Annotated in this window: 18 protein-coding genes; 7 read left to right on the plus strand and 11 right to left on the minus strand. The window is 70.7% G+C overall.

What is annotated here, in order from left to right:
* Window positions 1-7: 7 nt before the first annotated feature.
* From ACFC51_RS22185 to pdhA, 3 genes are read right to left on the minus strand one after another with little or no spacing between them, the layout of a single operon-like run.
* Window positions 8-1,405 (minus strand): dihydrolipoamide acetyltransferase family protein, encoded by a 1,398-nt coding sequence (locus ACFC51_RS22185; protein ID WP_376530379.1) that lies wholly within the window; start codon window positions 1,403-1,405, stop codon window positions 8-10.
* Window positions 1,405-2,436 (minus strand): alpha-ketoacid dehydrogenase subunit beta, encoded by a 1,032-nt coding sequence (locus ACFC51_RS22190; RefSeq protein WP_376530381.1) that lies wholly within the window; start codon window positions 2,434-2,436, stop codon window positions 1,405-1,407. The genes ACFC51_RS22185 and ACFC51_RS22190 overlap by 1 nt, the downstream gene beginning before the upstream one ends.
* Entirely contained in the window at window positions 2,433-3,584 is a 1,152-nt protein-coding gene (pdhA, locus tag ACFC51_RS22195; protein ID WP_376530383.1) for a pyruvate dehydrogenase (acetyl-transferring) E1 component subunit alpha, read from the minus strand. Before pdhA ends, ACFC51_RS22190 begins: the two co-directional genes overlap by 4 nt.
* Before the next feature lie 208 nt (window positions 3,585-3,792).
* Between pdhA and ACFC51_RS22200 the strand changes: the two genes are divergently transcribed.
* Entirely contained in the window at window positions 3,793-4,299 is a 507-nt protein-coding gene (locus tag ACFC51_RS22200) for an Lrp/AsnC family transcriptional regulator (protein ID WP_376530422.1), read from the plus strand.
* Between the two features lie 186 nt (window positions 4,300-4,485).
* Here the strand turns inward: ACFC51_RS22200 and ACFC51_RS22205 are convergent, their stop codons facing one another.
* A complete protein-coding gene (locus ACFC51_RS22205) occupies window positions 4,486-5,076 on the minus strand; it encodes a TetR/AcrR family transcriptional regulator (RefSeq protein WP_376376262.1) in 591 nt (196 codons plus the stop codon).
* A gap of 123 nt (window positions 5,077-5,199) precedes the next feature.
* On the opposite strand from ACFC51_RS22205, the gene paaN reads away from it, so the two are divergent.
* Complete coding sequence (gene paaN / locus ACFC51_RS22210) at window positions 5,200-6,900, plus strand: phenylacetic acid degradation protein PaaN (RefSeq protein WP_376530385.1); 1,701 nt, start codon at window positions 5,200-5,202, stop codon at window positions 6,898-6,900.
* Window positions 6,901-6,996: 96 nt separating this feature from the next.
* Here paaN and ACFC51_RS22215 read toward each other — a convergent pair whose 3' ends face one another.
* From ACFC51_RS22215 to ACFC51_RS22225, 3 genes are read right to left on the minus strand one after another with little or no spacing between them, the layout of a single operon-like run.
* Window positions 6,997-7,707 carry a TrmH family RNA methyltransferase gene (locus ACFC51_RS22215; RefSeq protein WP_376376266.1) on the minus strand — a complete coding sequence of 237 codons (711 nt, stop codon included), beginning with the start codon at window positions 7,705-7,707 and terminating at the stop codon, window positions 6,997-6,999.
* Window positions 7,704-8,975: an HTTM domain-containing protein gene (locus ACFC51_RS22220; protein WP_376530388.1), complete on the minus strand. Its 1,272-nt coding sequence runs from the start codon at window positions 8,973-8,975 to the stop codon at window positions 7,704-7,706. Before ACFC51_RS22220 ends, ACFC51_RS22215 begins: the two co-directional genes overlap by 4 nt.
* The gene (locus ACFC51_RS22225) at window positions 8,972-9,865 is read right to left on the minus strand and encodes a DUF5819 family protein (protein ID WP_376530425.1); all 894 of its coding nucleotides are present in this window, start codon (window positions 9,863-9,865) and stop codon (window positions 8,972-8,974) included. The genes ACFC51_RS22220 and ACFC51_RS22225 overlap by 4 nt, the downstream gene beginning before the upstream one ends.
* Before the next feature lie 115 nt (window positions 9,866-9,980).
* Here ACFC51_RS22225 and paaA point away from each other — a divergent pair, with 115 nt between their 5' ends.
* The 5 genes from paaA to ACFC51_RS22250 are packed head-to-tail and all read left to right on the plus strand — an operon-like array spanning window position 9,981 to window position 13,553.
* On the plus strand, window positions 9,981-11,009 hold the full coding sequence (gene paaA, locus ACFC51_RS22230) for a 1,2-phenylacetyl-CoA epoxidase subunit PaaA (protein ID WP_376376270.1): 1,029 nt from the start codon (window positions 9,981-9,983) through the stop codon (window positions 11,007-11,009).
* Window positions 11,006-11,296 (plus strand): 1,2-phenylacetyl-CoA epoxidase subunit PaaB, encoded by a 291-nt coding sequence (gene paaB, locus ACFC51_RS22235; RefSeq protein WP_069171673.1) that lies wholly within the window; start codon window positions 11,006-11,008, stop codon window positions 11,294-11,296. The genes paaA and paaB overlap by 4 nt, the downstream gene beginning before the upstream one ends.
* On the plus strand, window positions 11,293-11,994 hold the full coding sequence (paaC, locus tag ACFC51_RS22240; protein ID WP_376376272.1) for a 1,2-phenylacetyl-CoA epoxidase subunit PaaC: 702 nt from the start codon (window positions 11,293-11,295) through the stop codon (window positions 11,992-11,994). Before paaB ends, paaC begins: the two co-directional genes overlap by 4 nt.
* Window positions 11,988-12,488 carry a 1,2-phenylacetyl-CoA epoxidase subunit PaaD gene (paaD, locus tag ACFC51_RS22245; RefSeq protein WP_376376274.1) on the plus strand — a complete coding sequence of 167 codons (501 nt, stop codon included), beginning with the start codon at window positions 11,988-11,990 and terminating at the stop codon, window positions 12,486-12,488. Before paaC ends, paaD begins: the two co-directional genes overlap by 7 nt.
* Window positions 12,489-13,553, plus strand: coding sequence for a 2Fe-2S iron-sulfur cluster-binding protein (locus ACFC51_RS22250; protein ID WP_376376276.1), 1,065 nt, complete (start codon window positions 12,489-12,491; stop codon window positions 13,551-13,553). It abuts the gene before it with no gap.
* Between the two features lie 259 nt (window positions 13,554-13,812).
* Here the strand turns inward: ACFC51_RS22250 and ACFC51_RS22255 are convergent, their stop codons facing one another.
* From ACFC51_RS22255 to ACFC51_RS22270, 4 genes are all read right to left on the minus strand, one after another.
* On the minus strand, window positions 13,813-14,157 hold the full coding sequence (locus ACFC51_RS22255; protein ID WP_376376278.1) for a rhodanese-like domain-containing protein: 345 nt from the start codon (window positions 14,155-14,157) through the stop codon (window positions 13,813-13,815).
* A gap of 45 nt (window positions 14,158-14,202) precedes the next feature.
* Window positions 14,203-15,198 carry a J domain-containing protein gene (locus tag ACFC51_RS22260; protein WP_376530391.1) on the minus strand — a complete coding sequence of 332 codons (996 nt, stop codon included), beginning with the start codon at window positions 15,196-15,198 and terminating at the stop codon, window positions 14,203-14,205.
* Window positions 15,199-15,257: 59 nt separating this feature from the next.
* Window positions 15,258-16,715: a DUF2252 domain-containing protein gene (locus ACFC51_RS22265; RefSeq protein ID WP_376530393.1), complete on the minus strand. Its 1,458-nt coding sequence runs from the start codon at window positions 16,713-16,715 to the stop codon at window positions 15,258-15,260.
* Between the two features lie 356 nt (window positions 16,716-17,071).
* On the minus strand, window positions 17,072-18,148 hold the full coding sequence (locus ACFC51_RS22270; protein WP_376376318.1) for a hypothetical protein: 1,077 nt from the start codon (window positions 18,146-18,148) through the stop codon (window positions 17,072-17,074).

An 18,148-nucleotide genomic window follows, 5' to 3' on the forward strand; every position in this document is an offset into this window, starting at 1 on the left:
GGCGCCGTTACAGCGTGCGCAACAGCACCGCCGGCTGTTCCACGCAGTCCGCGACATAGCGCAGGAAACCGCCCGCGGTGCCCCCGTCGCAGACGCGGTGATCGAAGGTGAGGGAGAGCTGAACGACCTGGCGGACCGCCAGCTCGCCCTCATGGACCCATGGCTTGGCCATGATGCGGCCGACACCGAGCATGGCGGCTTCGGGGTGGTTGATGATGGGCGTCGAACCGTCGACGCCGAACACCCCGTAGTTGTTCAGGGTGAATGTCCCTCCGGTGAGCTGCGCCGGAGTCAGCTTCCCTTCCCGTGCCGCCTCGGTCAGTCTGCCGATCTCGGCACCGATCGACTCGGCGTTCCGTGTGTGCGCGTCCCTCACCACCGGGACGACCAGACCGCGCTCCGTCTGGGCGGCGAAGCCCAGATGGACCCCGGACAGCCGCACGATCTCTCTGGCGTCCGTGTCCACCGTCGAGTTGAGCTCGGGGAACCGTGCCAGCGCCGCGACACAGATGCGGGCCAGCAGAGCGAGCACCGACACCTTGGGTCCGGCGGCGGAGCCACCGGCGCTGTTCATGGCGGCCCGCGCCGCCATCAGCGCCGTGGCATCGGCGTCGACCCAGCATGTGGCGTCGGGAATCTCCCGTCGGCTCCGCGAGAGCTTCTCGGCGACCGCGCCCCGGACCCCACGCAGCGCGACGCGCTCGTCCGGTGCCTTCGACCCCGGGTGGGCGACCTGAGCCGCATCTGCGGTGCGGTCCTCGTCCACCGTCCTGATCGCGGACTCCACGTCCGTACGCAGGATCAGCCCGTCGCGGCCCGTGCCGACGATCTGCCGGAGATCGAGACCGTGCTGCCGGGCCAGCTTGCGGACCAAGGGGGAGATGACGGCGATCGGACCGCGCGGATCCGCCGGGTCGGTAGCTGCCGCAGCGGCCGTCGCCGCGGGGGCCGGGCCCGCGGCCGTCGGTGTGAGGGCGGCCGGGGCCGGAGCGGGCCTGACCCTGCGCCTCCGCGCGGCCGGGGCCGCCGTCCCGTAACCGACCAGCACATTGCCCGACGCCCCGCTATCGGCACCGGCGGCGCCGGACCCGTCGGAAGGGTGGGATCCGTCGGAGGGGTGGGGTCCGTCGGAAGGCTGGGGTCCGGTCGCCGCTTCCACCGATCCGACCGCCACCGTCAGCAACGGTGCGCCGACCGGCAGCTCCGCCCCCTCCTCGCCGAATCGCGCCGTGACCACACCCCCGTACGGGCAGGGAACCTCCACCATGGCCTTGGCCGTCTCGACCTCGACAACCGGCTGATCGATGGCGACGACGTCACCGACCTCCACCAGCCAGCGCACGATCTCGGCCTCGGTCAGCCCTTCGCCCAGGTCGGGCAGCTTGAATTCGAGCACCTGCGCCATCAGCTCTCGGCCTCCCACTGAAGACGGGCGACCGCGTCGAGCACCCGGTCCACGCCCGGCAGATGGTGCCGCTCCTGCATCGGCGGCGGATAGGGGATGTCGAACCCGGCGACGCGCAGGACCGGCGCCTCCAAGTGGTGGAAGCACCGCTCGGTGACCCGCGCCGCGATCTCCCCGCCGGGGCCGCCGAACCCGGACGACTCATGGACGACGACCGCACGTCCCGTGCGCCGGACCGACGCGGCGACGGTCTCGTCGTCGAAGGGGACCAGAGACCTCAGATCGACCACCTCGAGGTCCCATCCCTCGGCGGTGGCAGCCTCGGCGGCCTCCAGACACACCGGGAGGGACGGTCCGTACGTGATCAGCGTCGCGCTGCGCCCGGGGCGCCGGACGACCGCCCGCCCGATCGGCTCCACCGGTGCAGGCGCGTCCGGCGACCAGTCGGCCTTGGACCAGTAGAGCCGCTTCGGTTCCAGGAAGACCACCGGATCGTCGGAGGCGATCGACTCCCTCAGCAGCCCGTACGCGTCCTCGACCGTGGCCGGCATGACGACGTGCAGGCCTGGCGTGGCCATGTAGTACGCCTCGGACGAATCGCTGTGGTGCTCGACACCCCCGATCCCTCCCCCGTACGGCACCCGCACCGTGATCGGCAGCGGCATGGCTCCCGCCGTACGGTTCCGCATCTTGGCGACATGGCTGATCAACTGCTCGAACGCCGGATACGCGAAGGCGTCGAACTGCATCTCCACCACGGGCCGCAACCCGTACATCGCCATCCCCACGGCCGCGCCGAGGATTCCCGCCTCGGCCAGCGGGGTGTCCGTGCAACGCTCGTCGCCGAACTCCTTCGCCAAGCCGTCGGTGACACGGAAGACGCCACCGAGCGTACCCACGTCCTCCCCGAGGACGTGCACCGTCGGATCGGCGGCCATCGAGTCGCGCAGAGCTCGGCCGAGAGCCTGCGCCATGGTGGCCGGCCTGGCACTGCCGGTCCGTACCCCGGCCGTCGCGGCAGCGGTGCTCATCGCCCCTCCTCCGCGCCGCTCTCGTGCTCGGCCTCCAGCTCGCCGCGCAGCCGTGCCGCCTGCTCCCGCAGCTGGCCGGTCTGCTCCTCGTAGACGTGGGCGAACAGATCCATCGGGTCGAGCACCGGATCCGCGTTCATCTGCTCCCGCAGCCCCTCAGCCATCCGCTCCGCCGCCTCACGCACCGCCCCGATGCCGTCGTCGTCCAGCAGACCGCGCCCGGTCAGCTCCCGTTCGAGCAGCCGGATCGGATCGTGCGCACGCCATGCCTCCACCTCGCCGTCGCCGCGGTAACGGGTGGCGTCGTCTGCGTTCGTATGGGCTTCCATGCGGTACGTGACCGCCTCCACCAGCGTCGGCCCCTCGCCACGCCTGGCCCGTGCCACCGCCTCGCTCAGCACCTGGTGCACCGCAGCCGCGTCGTTGCCGTCGACCAGCCGCCCGGGCATCCCGTAGCCCACGGCCTTGTGGGCGAGGGACGGCGCCGCGGTCTGCTTGGCCAGCGGCACGGAGATCGCGAAGCCGTTGTTCTGCACGAGGAAGACGACCGGGGCCCGCCAGACAGCCGCGAAGTTCAGCGCCTCGTGGAAATCCCCCTCGCTCGTCCCTCCGTCACCGACCATCGCGAGCGCCACCACGTCGTCGCCCTTGAGGCGCGCCGCGTGCGCCAGACCCACCGCGTGGGGCAGCTGGGTCGCCAGCGGGGTGCACAGCGGGGCGATCCGGTGCTCACGCGGGTCGTAGCCGGTGTGCCGGTCCCCTCGCAGCAGCGTCAGGGCCTCGACCGGGTCCAGGCCGCGCGCGACCGCGGCAAGGGTGTCGCGATAGCTGGGAAAGAGCCAGTCACGGTCCTCCAGCACCAGCGCCGCCGCGATCTCGCAGGCCTCCTGGCCGGTGCTCGACGGGTACACCGCGAGCCTGCCCTGCTTGGTCAGCGCGGTGGCCTGGGCGTTGTACCGGCGACCACGCACCAGCTCGGCGTAGAGCCTCAGCAGCAGCTCTGGATCGGCACCGGCCGCGGCGTCCGTACCGAGCACGCGGAACGGCTCGGGGTCCGGGAGCAGCGGCGCGGGGTCGGTGAGCGGCTTCCAGGCCGGGGGCGGCGTGGGCCGGTAGGCGGCTGCGCCGGGCAGCTCCTGGACCGTCATGACAAGCACCTCCTGGCATCGGGGTATCTGCAGGAATGTCGGGGCGTGAGCAGATCCCGGATGTGGGCTGCCTCACCTACCGATTGTTCGGTCGCGGAGGCAATTTGGCTACAGGCACCTCCAGCCTGTGGACAAACGGTTCTCCACAGCCTGGGATAGGGGCAGGTCGTCCACAACAGGGAGGCGCGGGCAGATGGCAGCTGAACAAATGGCCGACGGAGCCGGGGACCCGGTCCGTACGCCGCCCGCACGCCCTCTGGACTCCACGGACCGGGCCATCCTGCGCATCCTCCAGACGGACGGCCGCGCCTCGATACGGGCCGTAGCCGAACGCGTCCACGTCTCGCGGGCCAACGCGTACGCCCGCATCAACAGGCTCGTCGAGGACGGCGTGATCCGGGGCTTCAGCGCGCGTGTGAACCACGAGCGCGCCGGGGAAGGCGCATCCGCCTACATCACGCTCAAGATCGTCCAGAACTCCTGGCGCACCGTGCGGGAACAGCTCCAGGCGCTTCCCGGCGCCACCCACATCGCGCTCGTCAGCGGCGACTTCGACGTCCTGCTGCTGGTGCACACACCGGACAACCAGGCACTGCGCGAGCTGGTCCTGACCAGGATCCAAGCCATACCGGAGGTGCTGTCGACCCGCACCCTGCTGGTGTTCGAGGAGACCGACCTTGGCCCGCGCCCGGACCGTCCGGCCGAGCTGGCCTAGGGCTACGGGCCCGAGGGGCAGCCGGGGGGCTTTCAGTCCGGGGTAGGCCGGAGGGCCGTCGGCGTCAGCCTGGGATTGACGTCCGGCGTCAGCCCTGAGGCCGTCGGCGTCAGCCGGGGGTGGGTCCGTCCGCGTCCGCCCAGGTTTTCCGTCCGGCGTGAGCCTGGGGAGGCCTCCCGTCCGGGGTCAGCCGGCCCGCATCCCCTCGAAGGCGAGCTGGACGACCGTGTCGGCGAGCTGCTCCGCCTCGGCGGAGCCTCCCGACTGCGGCCGGTACCACTCGACCAGCGAGTTCACCATGCCGAAGAGGAGCCGCGTGGCCAGGCGTATGTCCACGTCGGCGCGCAGGTCGCCCTCCGCCACCGCGGCCTTGAGCAGCTCGGAGACCCGCTGGTCGAACTCGCGTCGCCGCTCCAGGGCCCAGCGCTCCGCCGTCGTGTTGCCGCGTACACGGAGCAGCAGCGTGACGTAGGGCAGCTCCGCCAGGAGCACCTCGACCGTGCGGCGCGTGACGTACTCGACCCGGGCGATCGCCCGCCCCTGTATCGCGCCCGGCTCGTCGAGGATGCCGAAGAGCCCGTCGAGCGCCCGACTCACCGCGCGCCGCAGGAGCTCTTCCTTGCCCGTCACGTGGTGGTAGATGGACGACTTGGAGATGCCCGCCGCCTTGGAGAGGTGCTCCATGGACGTGCCGTCGTAGCCGCGCTCGTTGAAGACGCGGACGGCAACGCTCAGGAGCGTCTCCGGGGTGTACGTGTCCCGCTTGGCCGTGGTCATGAACGCGATCCTCCCCCATGAGTTGTCCACAGGTCTCCCGGACCCCCTTGTCCCGACCGATCGTTCGGTTACTCTAACTCCGTCCGCACATCCCTGCCCGGCTCGACGAGGAGTTGGTCCGTCATGGCCGCCGAGCTTTCCCCCGAGAAGCTGTCCGAGATCCACCGCCCGACCCTCGACAAGGCCCTCGACGCGATCCGCACGCGCGCCTACTGGTCCCCGCACCCCGAGCACCCGAAGGCCTACGGCGCCGAAGGTCTCCCCGGCAGCCTCGGCGCGGCCGAGGGCAAGGCCGCGTTCGACGCCGTGCTCGACACCCGGCTGGATCTGGGCCAGCCCGGCACCGACGGCTGGACCGGCGGGGAGGTGTCGCCGTACGGGCCGGAGCTCGGCGTCGAGTACCCCCATGCCGACCCGGACGTCCTGCTCCCCGCGATGCGTGCCGCCATGGGCTCCTGGCGTGCTGCGGGCCCCGAGACGAGGGCCCTGGTCTGTCTGGAGATCCTCGCCCGCATCAGCGCGCGCACCCACGAGCTGGCCCACGCCGTGATGCACACCAGCGGACAGGCCTTCGTCATGGCCTTCCAGGCCGGCGGCCCGCACGCACAGGACCGCGGCCTGGAGGCCGTGGCGTACGCCTACGAGGAGCAGACGCGTACGCCGCGCAGCGCAGACTGGGCGAAGCCGCAGGGCAAGCGCGACCCGCTGCGGCTCCACAAGTCGTACACCGCGGCAGGGCGCGGCATCTCCCTGCTGATCGGCTGCAACACCTTCCCCACGTGGAACGGCTACCCGGGCCTCTTCGCCTCCCTGGCCACCGGAAATCCCGTCCTGGTCAAGCCGCACCCGCGAGCGGTCCTGCCGCTGGCGCTCACCGTCCAGCTGGCGCGCGAAGCGCTGACCGAGGCGGGCTTCGACCCGAATCTCGTCGCGCTGGCGGCCGAGCGGCCGGGCGAGGGCATCGCCAAGACTCTGGCGGTGCGGCCCGAAATCAAGATCATCGATTACACGGGGTCCACCGCCTTCGGCGACTGGCTGGAGACCAACGCCCGGCAGGCACAGGTCTACACGGAGAAGGCCGGCGTCAACACGATCGTCCTCGACTCCACCGACGACTACCGGGGCATGCTCTCCAACCTGGCCTTCTCGCTCTCCCTCTACAGCGGCCAGATGTGCACCACCCCGCAGAACCTGCTCATTCCGCGGGACGGCATCCGGACCGACGCGGGCGCCAAGTCCTACGAGGACGTGGTGGCGGACATCGCGGGGGCGGTGACCGGACTCCTCGGTGACGACGCCCGGGCCAACGGACTGCTCGGCGCCCTGGTGAACAGTGACGTGAGGGACCGGCTGGAAGGGGCGGCCTCCCTGGGGGACGTCGCGCTCGCCTCACGTGCAGTCGTCAACCCCGACTTCCCCGACGCCGTGGTCCGCACTCCGGCGCTCGTGAAACTCGACGGCACCAAGGCGGACGAGGATGCGCCCTACCTGTCGGAGTGCTTCGGCCCCGTCTCGTTCGCGGTCGCCGTCGACTCCACCGATGACGCCCTGGAGCTGCTGCGCCGCACGATCCGCGAGAAGGGGGCGATGACCGTCGGCGCGTACACCACGTCGCCCGAGGTGGAGCGGGCCGTGGAGGACGTCTGTCTCGACGAATCCGCCCAGCTCTCGCTGAATCTCACCGGCGGCGTGTACGTCAACCAGACTGCGGCCTTCTCGGACTTCCACGGCTCGGGTGGCAACCCGGCGGCCAACGCGGCGCTCTGCGACGGAGCCTTCGTGTCGAACCGCTTCCGGGTGGTGGAGGTCCGCCGCCAGGCCTGAGTGAACACGCGGCCGGCGGACTTCCGGAGCGTGACCGGTGGAGCGGGCATCCGCTCCACCGGGCGCATCCGGCCCACCGGACACATTCCTTCACGGTCACACGTCGTGCGGATCCGGGACGTCCGCGTACCGCTGCACCCAGGCGTGCATGGCGATGGCAGCGGCCGCACCGGCGTTGATCGACCGCGTCGAGCCGAACTGCGCGATCGAGCACACCATGGAGGCGTGCTCACGTGCCTCCTCCGTCAGCCCCGGGCCCTCCTGCCCGAACAGCAGGACGCACCGGCGCGGCAGGACCGTCCGCTCCAGCGGCACGGCTCCGGGCAGATTGTCGATCCCGATGATCGGCAGCCCTTCGGCCGCCGCCCATGCGGTCAGGTCCGCGGTGTCAGGGTGGTGCCGCACATGCTGGTAGCGGTCGGTGACCATCGCGCCCCGTCTGTTCCAGCGCCGTCGCCCCACGATGTGGATCTCCTTCGCGAGGAAGGCGTTGGCGGTGCGTACCACCGAGCCGATGTTGAAGTCATGGCCCCAGTTCTCCACCGCCACATGGAAGTCGTGCCGCCGCAGATCGAGATCGGCGACGATCGCCTCCCTCGTCCAGTAGCGGTAGGCGTCGGCCACATTGCGCCGGTCCCCCTCGGCGAGCAGCTCGGGATCGTAGCGCTCCCCCTCGGGCCACGGCAGCGGGTGCGGCCCGACGCCGATCACGGCGCCGAATCCGTCGTCGTACTGGATCGGTTCCGCGGACGGATCGGGCGCCGCTGCCGCCCGGGGCTCTTCGGTACTGCCGGTCTCGCTGGTCACCCGACGAGCGTATGGCCACGTCCGTCGCTGCCGCGCGCGGCCTCCTCGTCCTCCGGCTCCGCCCGGCGCTGCCCGGGCAGTCGGAGGCTGCCCGCCGTGCGGGCGAGCAGCCTCCGGCTCCCGTGTGTCACTCGGTTCCCCAGCCACACGAGGAAGACCGTCGGCAGGAAGACGGCGTCCGCGGAGATCATCGCCATGGAGAAGAAGGGGAGCCCCAGCAGCACGGCGATCCCGGCGTGCTCACCGATCATGAGGACGAGCAGGACGTTCTTGACGCGCCGGTTGAACAACGTGAAGGGGAAGGCGACCTGCGCGATGACCGTGACGTACGTGAACACCATCACGGCCAAGGCGCTGGACGCGACGAGTCCGGAGAGCTCGGGCCATGGAGCGAAGTAGTCCAGCTTGAGCGGGTAGTAGATCGCGGTGCCGTCCTGCCACCGGGAGCCCTGGATCTTGTACCAGCCCGCCGTCGCGTAGATCAGGCAGACCTCGGCCATGATCACGGCGAGCGCGGCATTGTGGACGAGGTTGGCCAGGACGTCGAACAGCGCCCGCAACTCATGACCCGGCGCATAACGGTTCAGGGCCCACCAGGCACCGTTGCCCAGCCACAGCAGCCACAGGAGGGCCGGCAGCCACCGGGTGCCGCCGAATCCGGCCAGGACGGTGGCGGGCAGCAGGACGCAGCCGAGCATCCCCCACAGGACCGGTCCCGCGATGTCACGGGCGGGTCTGCCTCCCTCCGCAAGGCGGGCGGCGTTCCTGGCCGCACGGCGTGCGTCCAGGGACCAGACCCGCGCGCAGCGCGTCAGCACCAGGTAGATCGCCATCAGGTGGATGACGTTGTCGCCGCCGTCCCCCATGAAAATGCTGCGGTTCTGCAGGGAGAGCACCCCGGCCATGAACAGCACGGACGAGAACCGGGTACGCCAGCCGACCATCATCAGCGCGGCCGACACCAGCGTGAGCAGGTAGACGGTCTCGAACCAGATCCTGCCGTCCGACCACATCAGGACGGTGAAGGAACCGTTGCTGCTGATGAGCCGGTGCGCCATGTCCCAGCCCCACGGACCGTCGGGACCGTACAGCTCGTGGCGATGGGGCAGTTCGCGCAGCAGGAACAGCAGGCAGGTGGCGGAGACACCGATCCGGACGACTGCACTCTGGTGGGCACCCAGGGGGGAGGCCGTGACGCGCTGGACGGCACGGGCGAGGGAGGGGCCGACGGACGCGGCGCCCTCACGGACCGGGTTGGAGGCGCTCACTTCTCCGCCTCCCCGGACTGCACCGCTGGACCGTCCGCCGTGCGGAGATCGGACGGGGTGACGGTCCACCACGGGAGCTCCCGGTACTCCGGCCGGGTGCTGACCTTCTCCTCGCTCCACGGCGGGACCCCGACGGAGCGAACCATGGACCGCACCTGGATGCGCTCGACCGTGCCGCCGTAGCCGTGCTCCTCGAGGCGCAGCATGACGATGCGGCGGATGTAGCGCTCGGACAGCTCTCCGCGCAGACCGTTGGGGCGGTTCTCGCTGTCGTGGGACCCGGTGTAGAAGTCCCAGGCACGACGCAGTTCGTTCTGGTCGACGTGGCTGGGGAGAAGGTTGCCCCGTATCGCCTCCCCGTCGTCACGCGAGAGGTTCATCCAGGGGGTGATCCTGCTGCCGTCGGCACCGTTGTCAGCCACGTCCGCCCGGACGTGCACGGAGATGTTCTGTTGCAGCGGATTGGGGGCGAACAGCTTCCAGTTCTGTTCGAACTCCGGGTAGACCCAGCGGTCGACCACCTCACCGTGCTGCTTCGTTAGCGTGTTGGACGGCGCGACGTGCAGAAAGACCATGGCGACATGGGTGCAGGCCACCACTCCCACGATGGACAGCGCCAGCGCGGCGACCACCTGGTACGGAAGCGACAGCGCGGCCATCCCGGCGCCAGGACGGCGTCCGTCGCCCCCGGGAACGGGCGGAAGCACCGGCGTGCAGACGGTGCCCGAGGGACGTGCCGTGGCGACCGGCCCCCGGAGGTCGTCCACCCCGGCCTCCGGCATCCGGTCGGGGGCGGCCGCCGCGTTCCGGTCGGTCGGCGGGCGGCTCGCCACGCCGGGCCAGGGAATCTTCTTCTCGTTTCCCGATCCCCCACCGTGGTCCGCGTCCATCCCGCCCCGATCACCGTCGATCACCACTCAGTTATCCACAGGGTTGACACCCTACGGGCCTCCGACCCACCATTGAAGTCAATGAACCGAACGATCGGTCGGTAGGGAGCCCGGGATGGCGGCAGTGACTGCGGACCAGACGACGCAGGGGACGGCAAGCACGGCGGGCGCGGTGGACGCGGCACGTCTGGCGGCGTTCGACGCCGCGGTGGCGGCCGACGACCGGATCGAGCCGCGTGACTGGATGCCCGAGGCGTACCGGGCCTCGCTCGTCCGCCAGATGGCCCAGCACGCCCACTCGGAAATCATCGGCATGCAGCCCGAGGCCAACTGGATCTCGCGCGCCCCCTCGCTGCGGCGCAAGGCGATCCTGATGGCAAAGGTGCAGGACGAGGCCGGTCACGGCCTCTACCTGTACAGCGCGGCGGAGACGCTGGGGACCAGCCGCGAGGAACTGCTCGACAAGCTGCACGCCGGCCGGCAGCGCTACTCCTCGATCTTCAACTACCCCACGCTGACCTGGGCCGACGTCGGCGCGATCGGCTGGCTTGTGGACGGCGCCGCGATCACCAACCAGGTGCCGCTCTGCCGCTGCTCCTACGGCCCGTACGCCCGGGCGATGGTCCGGATCTGCAAGGAGGAGTCCTTCCACCAGCGCCAGGGGTACGAGTTGCTGCTGGCCCTCAGCCGGGGCACGCCCGCCCAGCACGACATGGCGCAGGACGCGGTGAACCGCTGGTGGTGGCCCTCCCTGATGATGTTCGGTCCGCCCGACGACTCCTCGGCGCACTCGGAGCAGTCGATGGCCTGGAAGATCAAGCGGCACTCCAACGACGAGTTGCGCCGCAGGTTCGTCGACATCTGCGTCCCCCAGGCGCAGGCGCTGGGCCTCACCCTCCCCGACCCCGACATCCGGTGGAACGAGGAACTCGGCCAGCACGACTACGGGGAGATCGACTGGACGGAGTTCCAGGAGGTCCTCAAGGGCAATGGCCCCTGCAACGAACAACGGCTCAGCCAGCGGCGCACGGCACACGAAGAGGGTGCCTGGGTCCGTGACGCGGCAGCGGCCTACGCAGACAAGCACGCGGCACGTCCCGGCACGACCGGAGCGGCCGCCCAGCCCGTGGAGGCGACCGCATGAGCAGCTCGACCGACTGGCCTCTGTGGGAGGTGTTCGTGCGCTCCCGGCGCGGCCTGTCCCACACCCACGCGGGCAGCCTGCACGCGCCGGACGCCGAGATGGCCCTGCGCAACGCCCGCGACCTGTACACGCGTCGCTCGGAAGGCGTGTCCCTCTGGGTGGTTCCCTCGACGGCGATCACCGCGTCGTCGCCGGACGAGAAGGACTCCTTCTTCGAACCGGCCGGCGACAAGCCCTACCGCCACCCCACGTTCTACGAGATCCCGGAAGGGGTGAAGCACCTGTGACGGCCGCTCTCGCCCTCGGCGACGACGCACTGGTGCTCTCGCACCGTCTGGGGGAGTGGGCGGGCCACGCCCCGGTCCTGGAGGAGGAGGTCGCGCTGGCCAACATCGCGCTGGATCTGCTGGGGCAGGCCAGGATGCTCCTCTCCTTCGCGGGCGACGAGGACCAGCTGGCCTACCTCCGAGAGGAGCGGGCCTTCCGCAACGTCCAACTCGTGGAACAGCCGAACGGCGACTTCGCCCACACCATTGCCCGGCAGCTCTACTTCTCCGTCTACCAGCACATGTTGTACGAGGAACTGGCCGCTGGAGAAGGTGAGTTCACGGATCTCGCCGCCAAGGCCGTCAAGGAGGTGGCCTACCACCGCGACCACGCCGAACAGTGGGTCCTGCGACTCGGCGACGGCACCGCCGAGAGCCATGAGCGCATGCAGCGCGCCCTGGACGCGCTGTGGCGTTTCACCGGCGAGCTGTTCGAGCCCGTCGAGGGAGTCGATGCCGACTTCCACGGCCTGCGCGACGCCTGGCTCGCCGCCGTCGCCTCGGTGGTGGAGCGTGCCACCCTGGCTCTCCCGTCGGGCCCGCAGTCCGGTGCCTGGGCGGCCGGCGCGGGCAGGCAGGGCCTGCACACGGAGCCGTTCGGGCGGATGCTCGCCGAGATGCAGCACCTGCACCGCAGCCACCCGGGGGCGTCATGGTGACCACCGAGACCCTCCTGGAGGCGGAGCTCCACCGGCTTGCGGGCTCCGTGCCCGATCCGGAGCTCCCGGTTCTGACCCTGGACGAGCTCGGCGTCCTTCGCGGCGTGCGCGTGGACGGGCCGGACAAGGTCACCGTGCGTCTCACCCCGACGTACACCGGATGCCCCGCCGTCGAGGCCATGTCCCACGACATCGAGCGAGTGCTGCACGACCACGGAGTGGCCGAGGTCTGTGTGGTCACGGTCCTCGCACCGGCCTGGTCTACGGACGACATCAGCGACGAAGGCCGTCGCAAGCTGGCGGAGTTCGGCATAGCGCCGCCGCGGCCCGGGAGCGGGCCGGGCGGCCCGGTGCCCCTCACGCTGTCCGTGCGCTGTCCGCACTGCGGCTCCACGGACACGGAGCTGCTGAGCCGCTTCTCCTCCACGGCGTGCAAGGCGCTGCGCCGTTGCGTGGCGTGCCGCGAACCGTTCGATCATTTCAAGGAGTTGTAGATGTTCCATCCGCTCCGGGTCAGCGCGATCGAACGCATCACGGACGATGCGGTGGCCGTCACCTTCGCCGTGCCGCCGGAACTGCGCGAGACCTTCCGTCACACTCCCGGTCAGCACCTGAATGTGCGCTACCGGGTCGACGGCGAGGAGATTCGGCGGTCGTACTCGATCTGCGCGCCCGCCACGGAGCAACCGGGCGAGCCCGAGCTTCGCGTCGGTATCCGCATGGTCGACGGCGGCGCGTTCTCGACGTACGCCCTCAAGGAGATGGCGGTGGGGGACCAGGTGGAGGCGATGGCTCCGATGGGCCGTTTCCTCCTCGATCCGCGTCCCGGCCACTTCGCCGCGATCGTCGGCGGCAGCGGCATCACACCGGTGCTGTCGATGGCGGCGACGTTGCTGGAGCGGGAGAAGTCGGCGCACTTCTGCCTGATCCGCAGCGACCGCACGGCCGCCTCGACGATGTTCCTCGACGAGGTGGCGGACCTCAAGGACCGCTATCCGGACCGCTTCCAGCTGGTGACCGCGCTGTCCCGCGAAGAGCAGGCCGCCGGGCTTCCCACGGGCCGGCTGGATCGCGAGCGGCTCACCACTCTGCTCCCTGCCCTGCTGCGGGTGCCCGAGGTGGACGGCTGGTTCCTGTGCGGGCCGCTCGGCCTCGTCCGAGGAGCGGAAAGCGCTCTGCGCTCACTCGGCGCCGACCGGTCACGCATCCACCAGGAGATTTTCCACGTCGCCGACGAGGGGACGACTGCCCTGACCACGGCCGCCCGGGTGACCGCTCCGTCGGAGAGCACACTCACGGCGACCCTCGACGGACGGTCGGGCAGCTGGCCGGTCCAGAGCGGCGAATCCCTGCTGGACACGGTGCTGCGGAGCCGCTCGGACGCTCCGTATGCCTGCAAGGGGGGAGTGTGCGGGACCTGCCGTGCCTTCCTGGTCTCGGGCGAAGTGCGGATGGACCGCAACTACGCGCTGGAACCGGAGGAGACCGAAGCCGGCTACGTACTTGCCTGCCAGTCGCACCCCGTCACCCCGGAGGTAGAAGTCGACTTCGACCGCTGACGGACCACCGAGGACCGCCGACGGACCGCCGGCGGACTGCTGAGGGACCCCGTCGGCAGTCCGCTCAGGTCCCCACCCGAGGAGCCCTCTGTGATGCCCCTGGCGGCCAAGGCGACCCTGCCCGTAGCGAGGACACCGGGACCGCCCGCAGCAGGGGGCGACCCCGCTCGCAGCACAGAGCTGGGACAACGCCGGGAGCGACGGGGGTCGCGCCGAGACAACGCCGGGAACCCAAGGAAGGGCAGGCCCGAGGCGGCCGTCAGAGCACGAAGGCCGAGCTTCCGTTGTCCGTGACCATCGGGCGCCCGGCGCCGTCCCAGGCGAGCATGCCGCCGTCGATGTTCACCGCGTCGATCCCCTGCTGCACGAGATACTGGGTGACCTGGGCGGAACGCCCCCCGACCCGGCACATCACATGCACGCGCCGGCCGTCGTCGGCCGCCTCGGTCAGCTCACCGAAGCGACCCACGAAGTCGCTCATGGGGATGTGCAGCGCGCCCTCGACATGCCCGGCCGCCCACTCGTCGTCCTCCCGGACGTCCAGCACGAAGCCGTCCGACGGAACCGCCGCGACGTCCACCGAGGGCAGCGGAGCGAAATTCATGGGTATGCCTTCTCTCGTACGTACGCGCCAGAGTCATCCGGAACGCTACTGCACCAGCCCTGCCAGCTCGGCCTCACGCTGAGCCACATCGGCCAGAAGCTTCTCGCCGATGTCGTCCAGCAACCGGTCGGGGTCGTCCGGAGCCATCCGCAGCATCGAGCCGATCGCGCTCTCCTCCAGCTCCTGGGCCAGGACCGTCAACAGCTCCTTGCGGCGGCTGAGCCATTCCAGCCGCGCGTAGAGCTCCTCGCTCTCACTCAGACGCAGCTCCGGCGTCACGGGTCCCGCTGCCCACTCGGCGGCCAGCTCCTTGAGCAACGCCACGTCGCCGCGCCCGTATGCCGCGTTGACCCGGGCGATGAACTCGTCCCGCCGCGTCCGCTCCGTCTCGTCGGGTGCCAGATCAGGGTGGGCCTGACGGGCCAGCTCGCGGTAGAGCTTGCGCGCCTCCTCACCGGGCCTGACCCGCTTGGGGGGCCTGACGGGCTGCTCGGTGAGCATGGCCGACGCCTCGGGCGAGAGACCGTCCGAGTCCATCCAGTCGTGGAAGAGCTCGTCGACCCCAGGCATCGGCATGACGATCGCCCGTGCCTCCTGGGCCTTGCGCAGATCCTCCGGATCGCCGCTCCTAGCGGCCCGAGCCTCCGCGATCTGCGCATCGAGCTCGTCCAGGCGGGCGTACATCGGGCCCAGCTTCTGGTGGTGCAGCCTGGAGAAGTTCTCCACCTCGACCCGGAAGGTCTCCACAGCGATCTCGAACTCGATCAGCGCCTGCTCGGCCACCCTCACGGCCTTGGCGAGCCGCTCCTCGGGCCGAGGAGCGCCGGCGTCACCCGCGTCGTCGCCCACCTCACTGCCCGTGGGCGCGGCCGGGTCACGCTCCGCTTCGCCTGCGGAGCCCGCCTGCGGCGCATCGCCCGGATCCGCCCGGACGTCACTCCGCGGCTCGTGCTGGGCGCTCTGCGGCTCGTCCTGCCGCTCCTGGTCCTGGCGGTCTTCGTCGTTCCGGGTGGTCGGCACCCCGGCGGCTTCGTGGGTCACCCGTCCAGCGTATGGCCACCGCCCGGGCCGTGAAGACACCCGGTGACCGCGTGGCCCGCTCAGACGCCGAGCTCTGCGGCTATTCGCCCGGATCGGACACCCTTGACGAGCTCCGCGTGGTCCGCCTCGGTGCGGTCCGCGTACGTCACGGCGAAGTCGGCCATCGCCGCGTCCAGCTCTGCACTCTTCCCGCAGTAGCCCGCCAGCAGACGAGGATCAGCACTGTGTGCGTGGGCTCGGGCCAGCAGCGCCCCCGTCATCCGCCCGTAGTCGTCCACCAGGTCCGCGGCCAGGGCGGCGGGGTCCACACTGCCCTTGCGGTTCCTGAACTGGCGCACCTGGTACGGCCTGCCGTCCACCTCGGCCCAGCCGAGGAGTATGTCGCTGACCACCTGCATCCGCTTCTGGCCGAGCACCACCCGGCGCCCCTCGTGCGCCACGGCGGGCACCTCGAAGCCGGCCCGCGGGAGATAGGGCGTGAGCGCCGACGGACGGGCCTCCTTCACCTGGAGGACCAGCGGCTCGCCACGGTGATCGAGCAGCAGCACCACATAGGACCGCGTCCCCACACTTCCCGTGCCGACCACCCGGAACGCCACATCGTGGATCGCGTAGCGGGCCAGCAGCGGAACCCTGTCCTCCGAGAGTGTCCCGAGGTAGCCCTCAAGACTCGCCGCGACGGCCGCGGCCTCCGCATCCGGCACCCGGCGCAGCACCGGCGACGCATCGACGAAGCGACGGCCCCCGTCCTCGCACTCCTCCGTGGAGCGGGAGGCGAAGCGGGCACTCGTGTTGTTCCGCGCCTTGGCCGAGACCCGCTCCAGGGTCCCCAGCAGGTCCCGTGCGTCCGTGTGGGAGACGAGCTCCTCGTCCGCAATGGCGTTCCACGCGTCGAGTGCCGGCAGCCCGGCGAGCAGCCGCATCGTGCGCCGGTAGGCGCCCACCGTGTCGTACGCGCCCCGGCGACAGGTGTCCTCGTCCGCCCCTGCCTCCCGGCCCGCGAGCACCAGCGACGTGGCGAGCCGCTTGAGGTCCCACTCCCACGGTCCGAAGACTGTCTCGTCGAAGTCGTTGAGATCGATGACCAGATTGCCCCGCGCATCGCCGTACAGACCGAAGTTGGCTGCGTGCGCGTCGCCGCAGAGCTGGGCGCCCACCCCCGTCACGGGCGTGCCCATCAGGTCGTGGGCCATCAGGCCGGCCGAACCGCGCAGGAACGCGAAGGGCGTTGCCGCCATCCGCCCCACCCGTATGGGCGTCAGGCCCGGCACCCGGCCCCGATTCGATTCCTCGACCGCTTGCAGCGCGTCCGGCCTCCCTGCGGGCAGGGCCAGGGAACTGTGGGCGGCCCGGGGCACCTTGAGCCTCAGCGCCTTGCCGGCCGACTTCGGGGACACCGCCCCGGCTCCCGTAGGTCGCACCCCTCCGGCCACGCGCCGCGCGAACCCGGGAACGACGGGAATGCGCCCGTCCTCCTCAGCCCGCTGCGCCGGCACCATCGCCTCGACTTCGCCCATGGAGCGCCGCCTCCCCCGCCTTCGTCCAGCCGACCCACTCGGTCAACATCAACTGCGGACGACGGTACAACCGGTGCGCGACAACCGTCCTCCCCTGTGGACAACTTGGGAGCGACCCTGTGGACAACCTCGTCGATGTCCGGACCCCGCACCTGTCATCCCTGTGGGATCGTCCCGGCACCCCGACTCCGCGTCCGAGGGCCCAGGAGCAACAGCAGCGCCGACGACCACCGTGCGAGCCAAGGCACCGCAGCCACGGTCCTCAGCCACCATCGCGGTCCCGGCCACACACCCGACCACCATCGCGGTCCCGGGCATGCCGCCGACCACCTCACGAGCCCGGGCACCCCGCCGCCTCATACCCCGACGGCCTCCTCCATCTCCTCTTCGACGCCGGCGGCCGTCCGCGCAGCGGCCGCGGCCTCGCGCGCCCGCTCCTCGACCACGCGACGCCGCTTCGCCTCGGCCGTCCCCGCCACCCCCATGACGACCACGCCGGCCGCGAACCACAGCGCCAGCACCAGCAGGTGACCGCCCAGCGCATGCCCACCGAAGTACACGTGGCTGCGGACTCCCTCGACGAAACCGGCCCCGTTCCAGAAGGAGTGCAGGGATCCGAAGAAGCCCGGCTGGAGCTCGGGCCGGAAGATGCCACCGGAACTCGTGAAGTTGAGCATGACGAAGAGCAGCATCACGCCGAGCGTGGTCCACCGCTTGAGAAACGTGTGCAGCCCGACCCCGATCAGCAGGATCCCCGCCGAATAGAGCCATGCCATCGCCCAGAGCCCGCCGAGGCCGTGGTCCACCAGACCGAACACCGGCCCAGCGAACGCCGCGCCGATCAGGCTGACCAGCAGGGAGGTACCGATGGCCAGCAGAGCCCTGATCCGCAGGGCGAGCACCGCACCGGCACCGCCGATCACCGCGACCGACGCGTACGACCCGATACTGACCGCCACCAGCAGGAAGAAGATCCCCTGTCCGGTCGGATCCCCACCCGCCGTGGGTGCCACGTCCGTCACCTGGAGCGGCGAGCCCTGTCCGGCGGCGACGTCGGTGAAGACCTTCTGCACCACCGTCGCGCTGGTGTCCGACGACGCGGTGGCCACCATCAGTTCGGGGTGGGCGCCCGGGACGTAGGCGCCGTAACTCTGCTGCGTCCTCAGATGGTCGGCCGCGATGTCGCGGTCGGTCACGGTTCGCACGCTCAACGCGCCGTCGCCCTTGTCCTGCAGGGTCTGCGCGAGCACCTGCGCGCTGACCCCCGAGCCGACGACGTCCACCCGCAGGTCGTGCGGCTCCGGGGCGTGAAAGGCCCCCAGATAGGCAAGCCCCATGCCGATACACATCAGCAGCGGCGTGACGAGATGACTGAGCACATGGCGCAGCGCCCCGGCGGTTGCACCGGAGCCTGAGCTCGGACCTGCGGACAT

The sequence above is a fragment of the Streptomyces sp. NPDC055962 genome, from assembly GCF_042270185.1.
Taxonomy (GTDB): Bacteria; Actinomycetota; Actinomycetes; order Streptomycetales; family Streptomycetaceae; genus Streptomyces.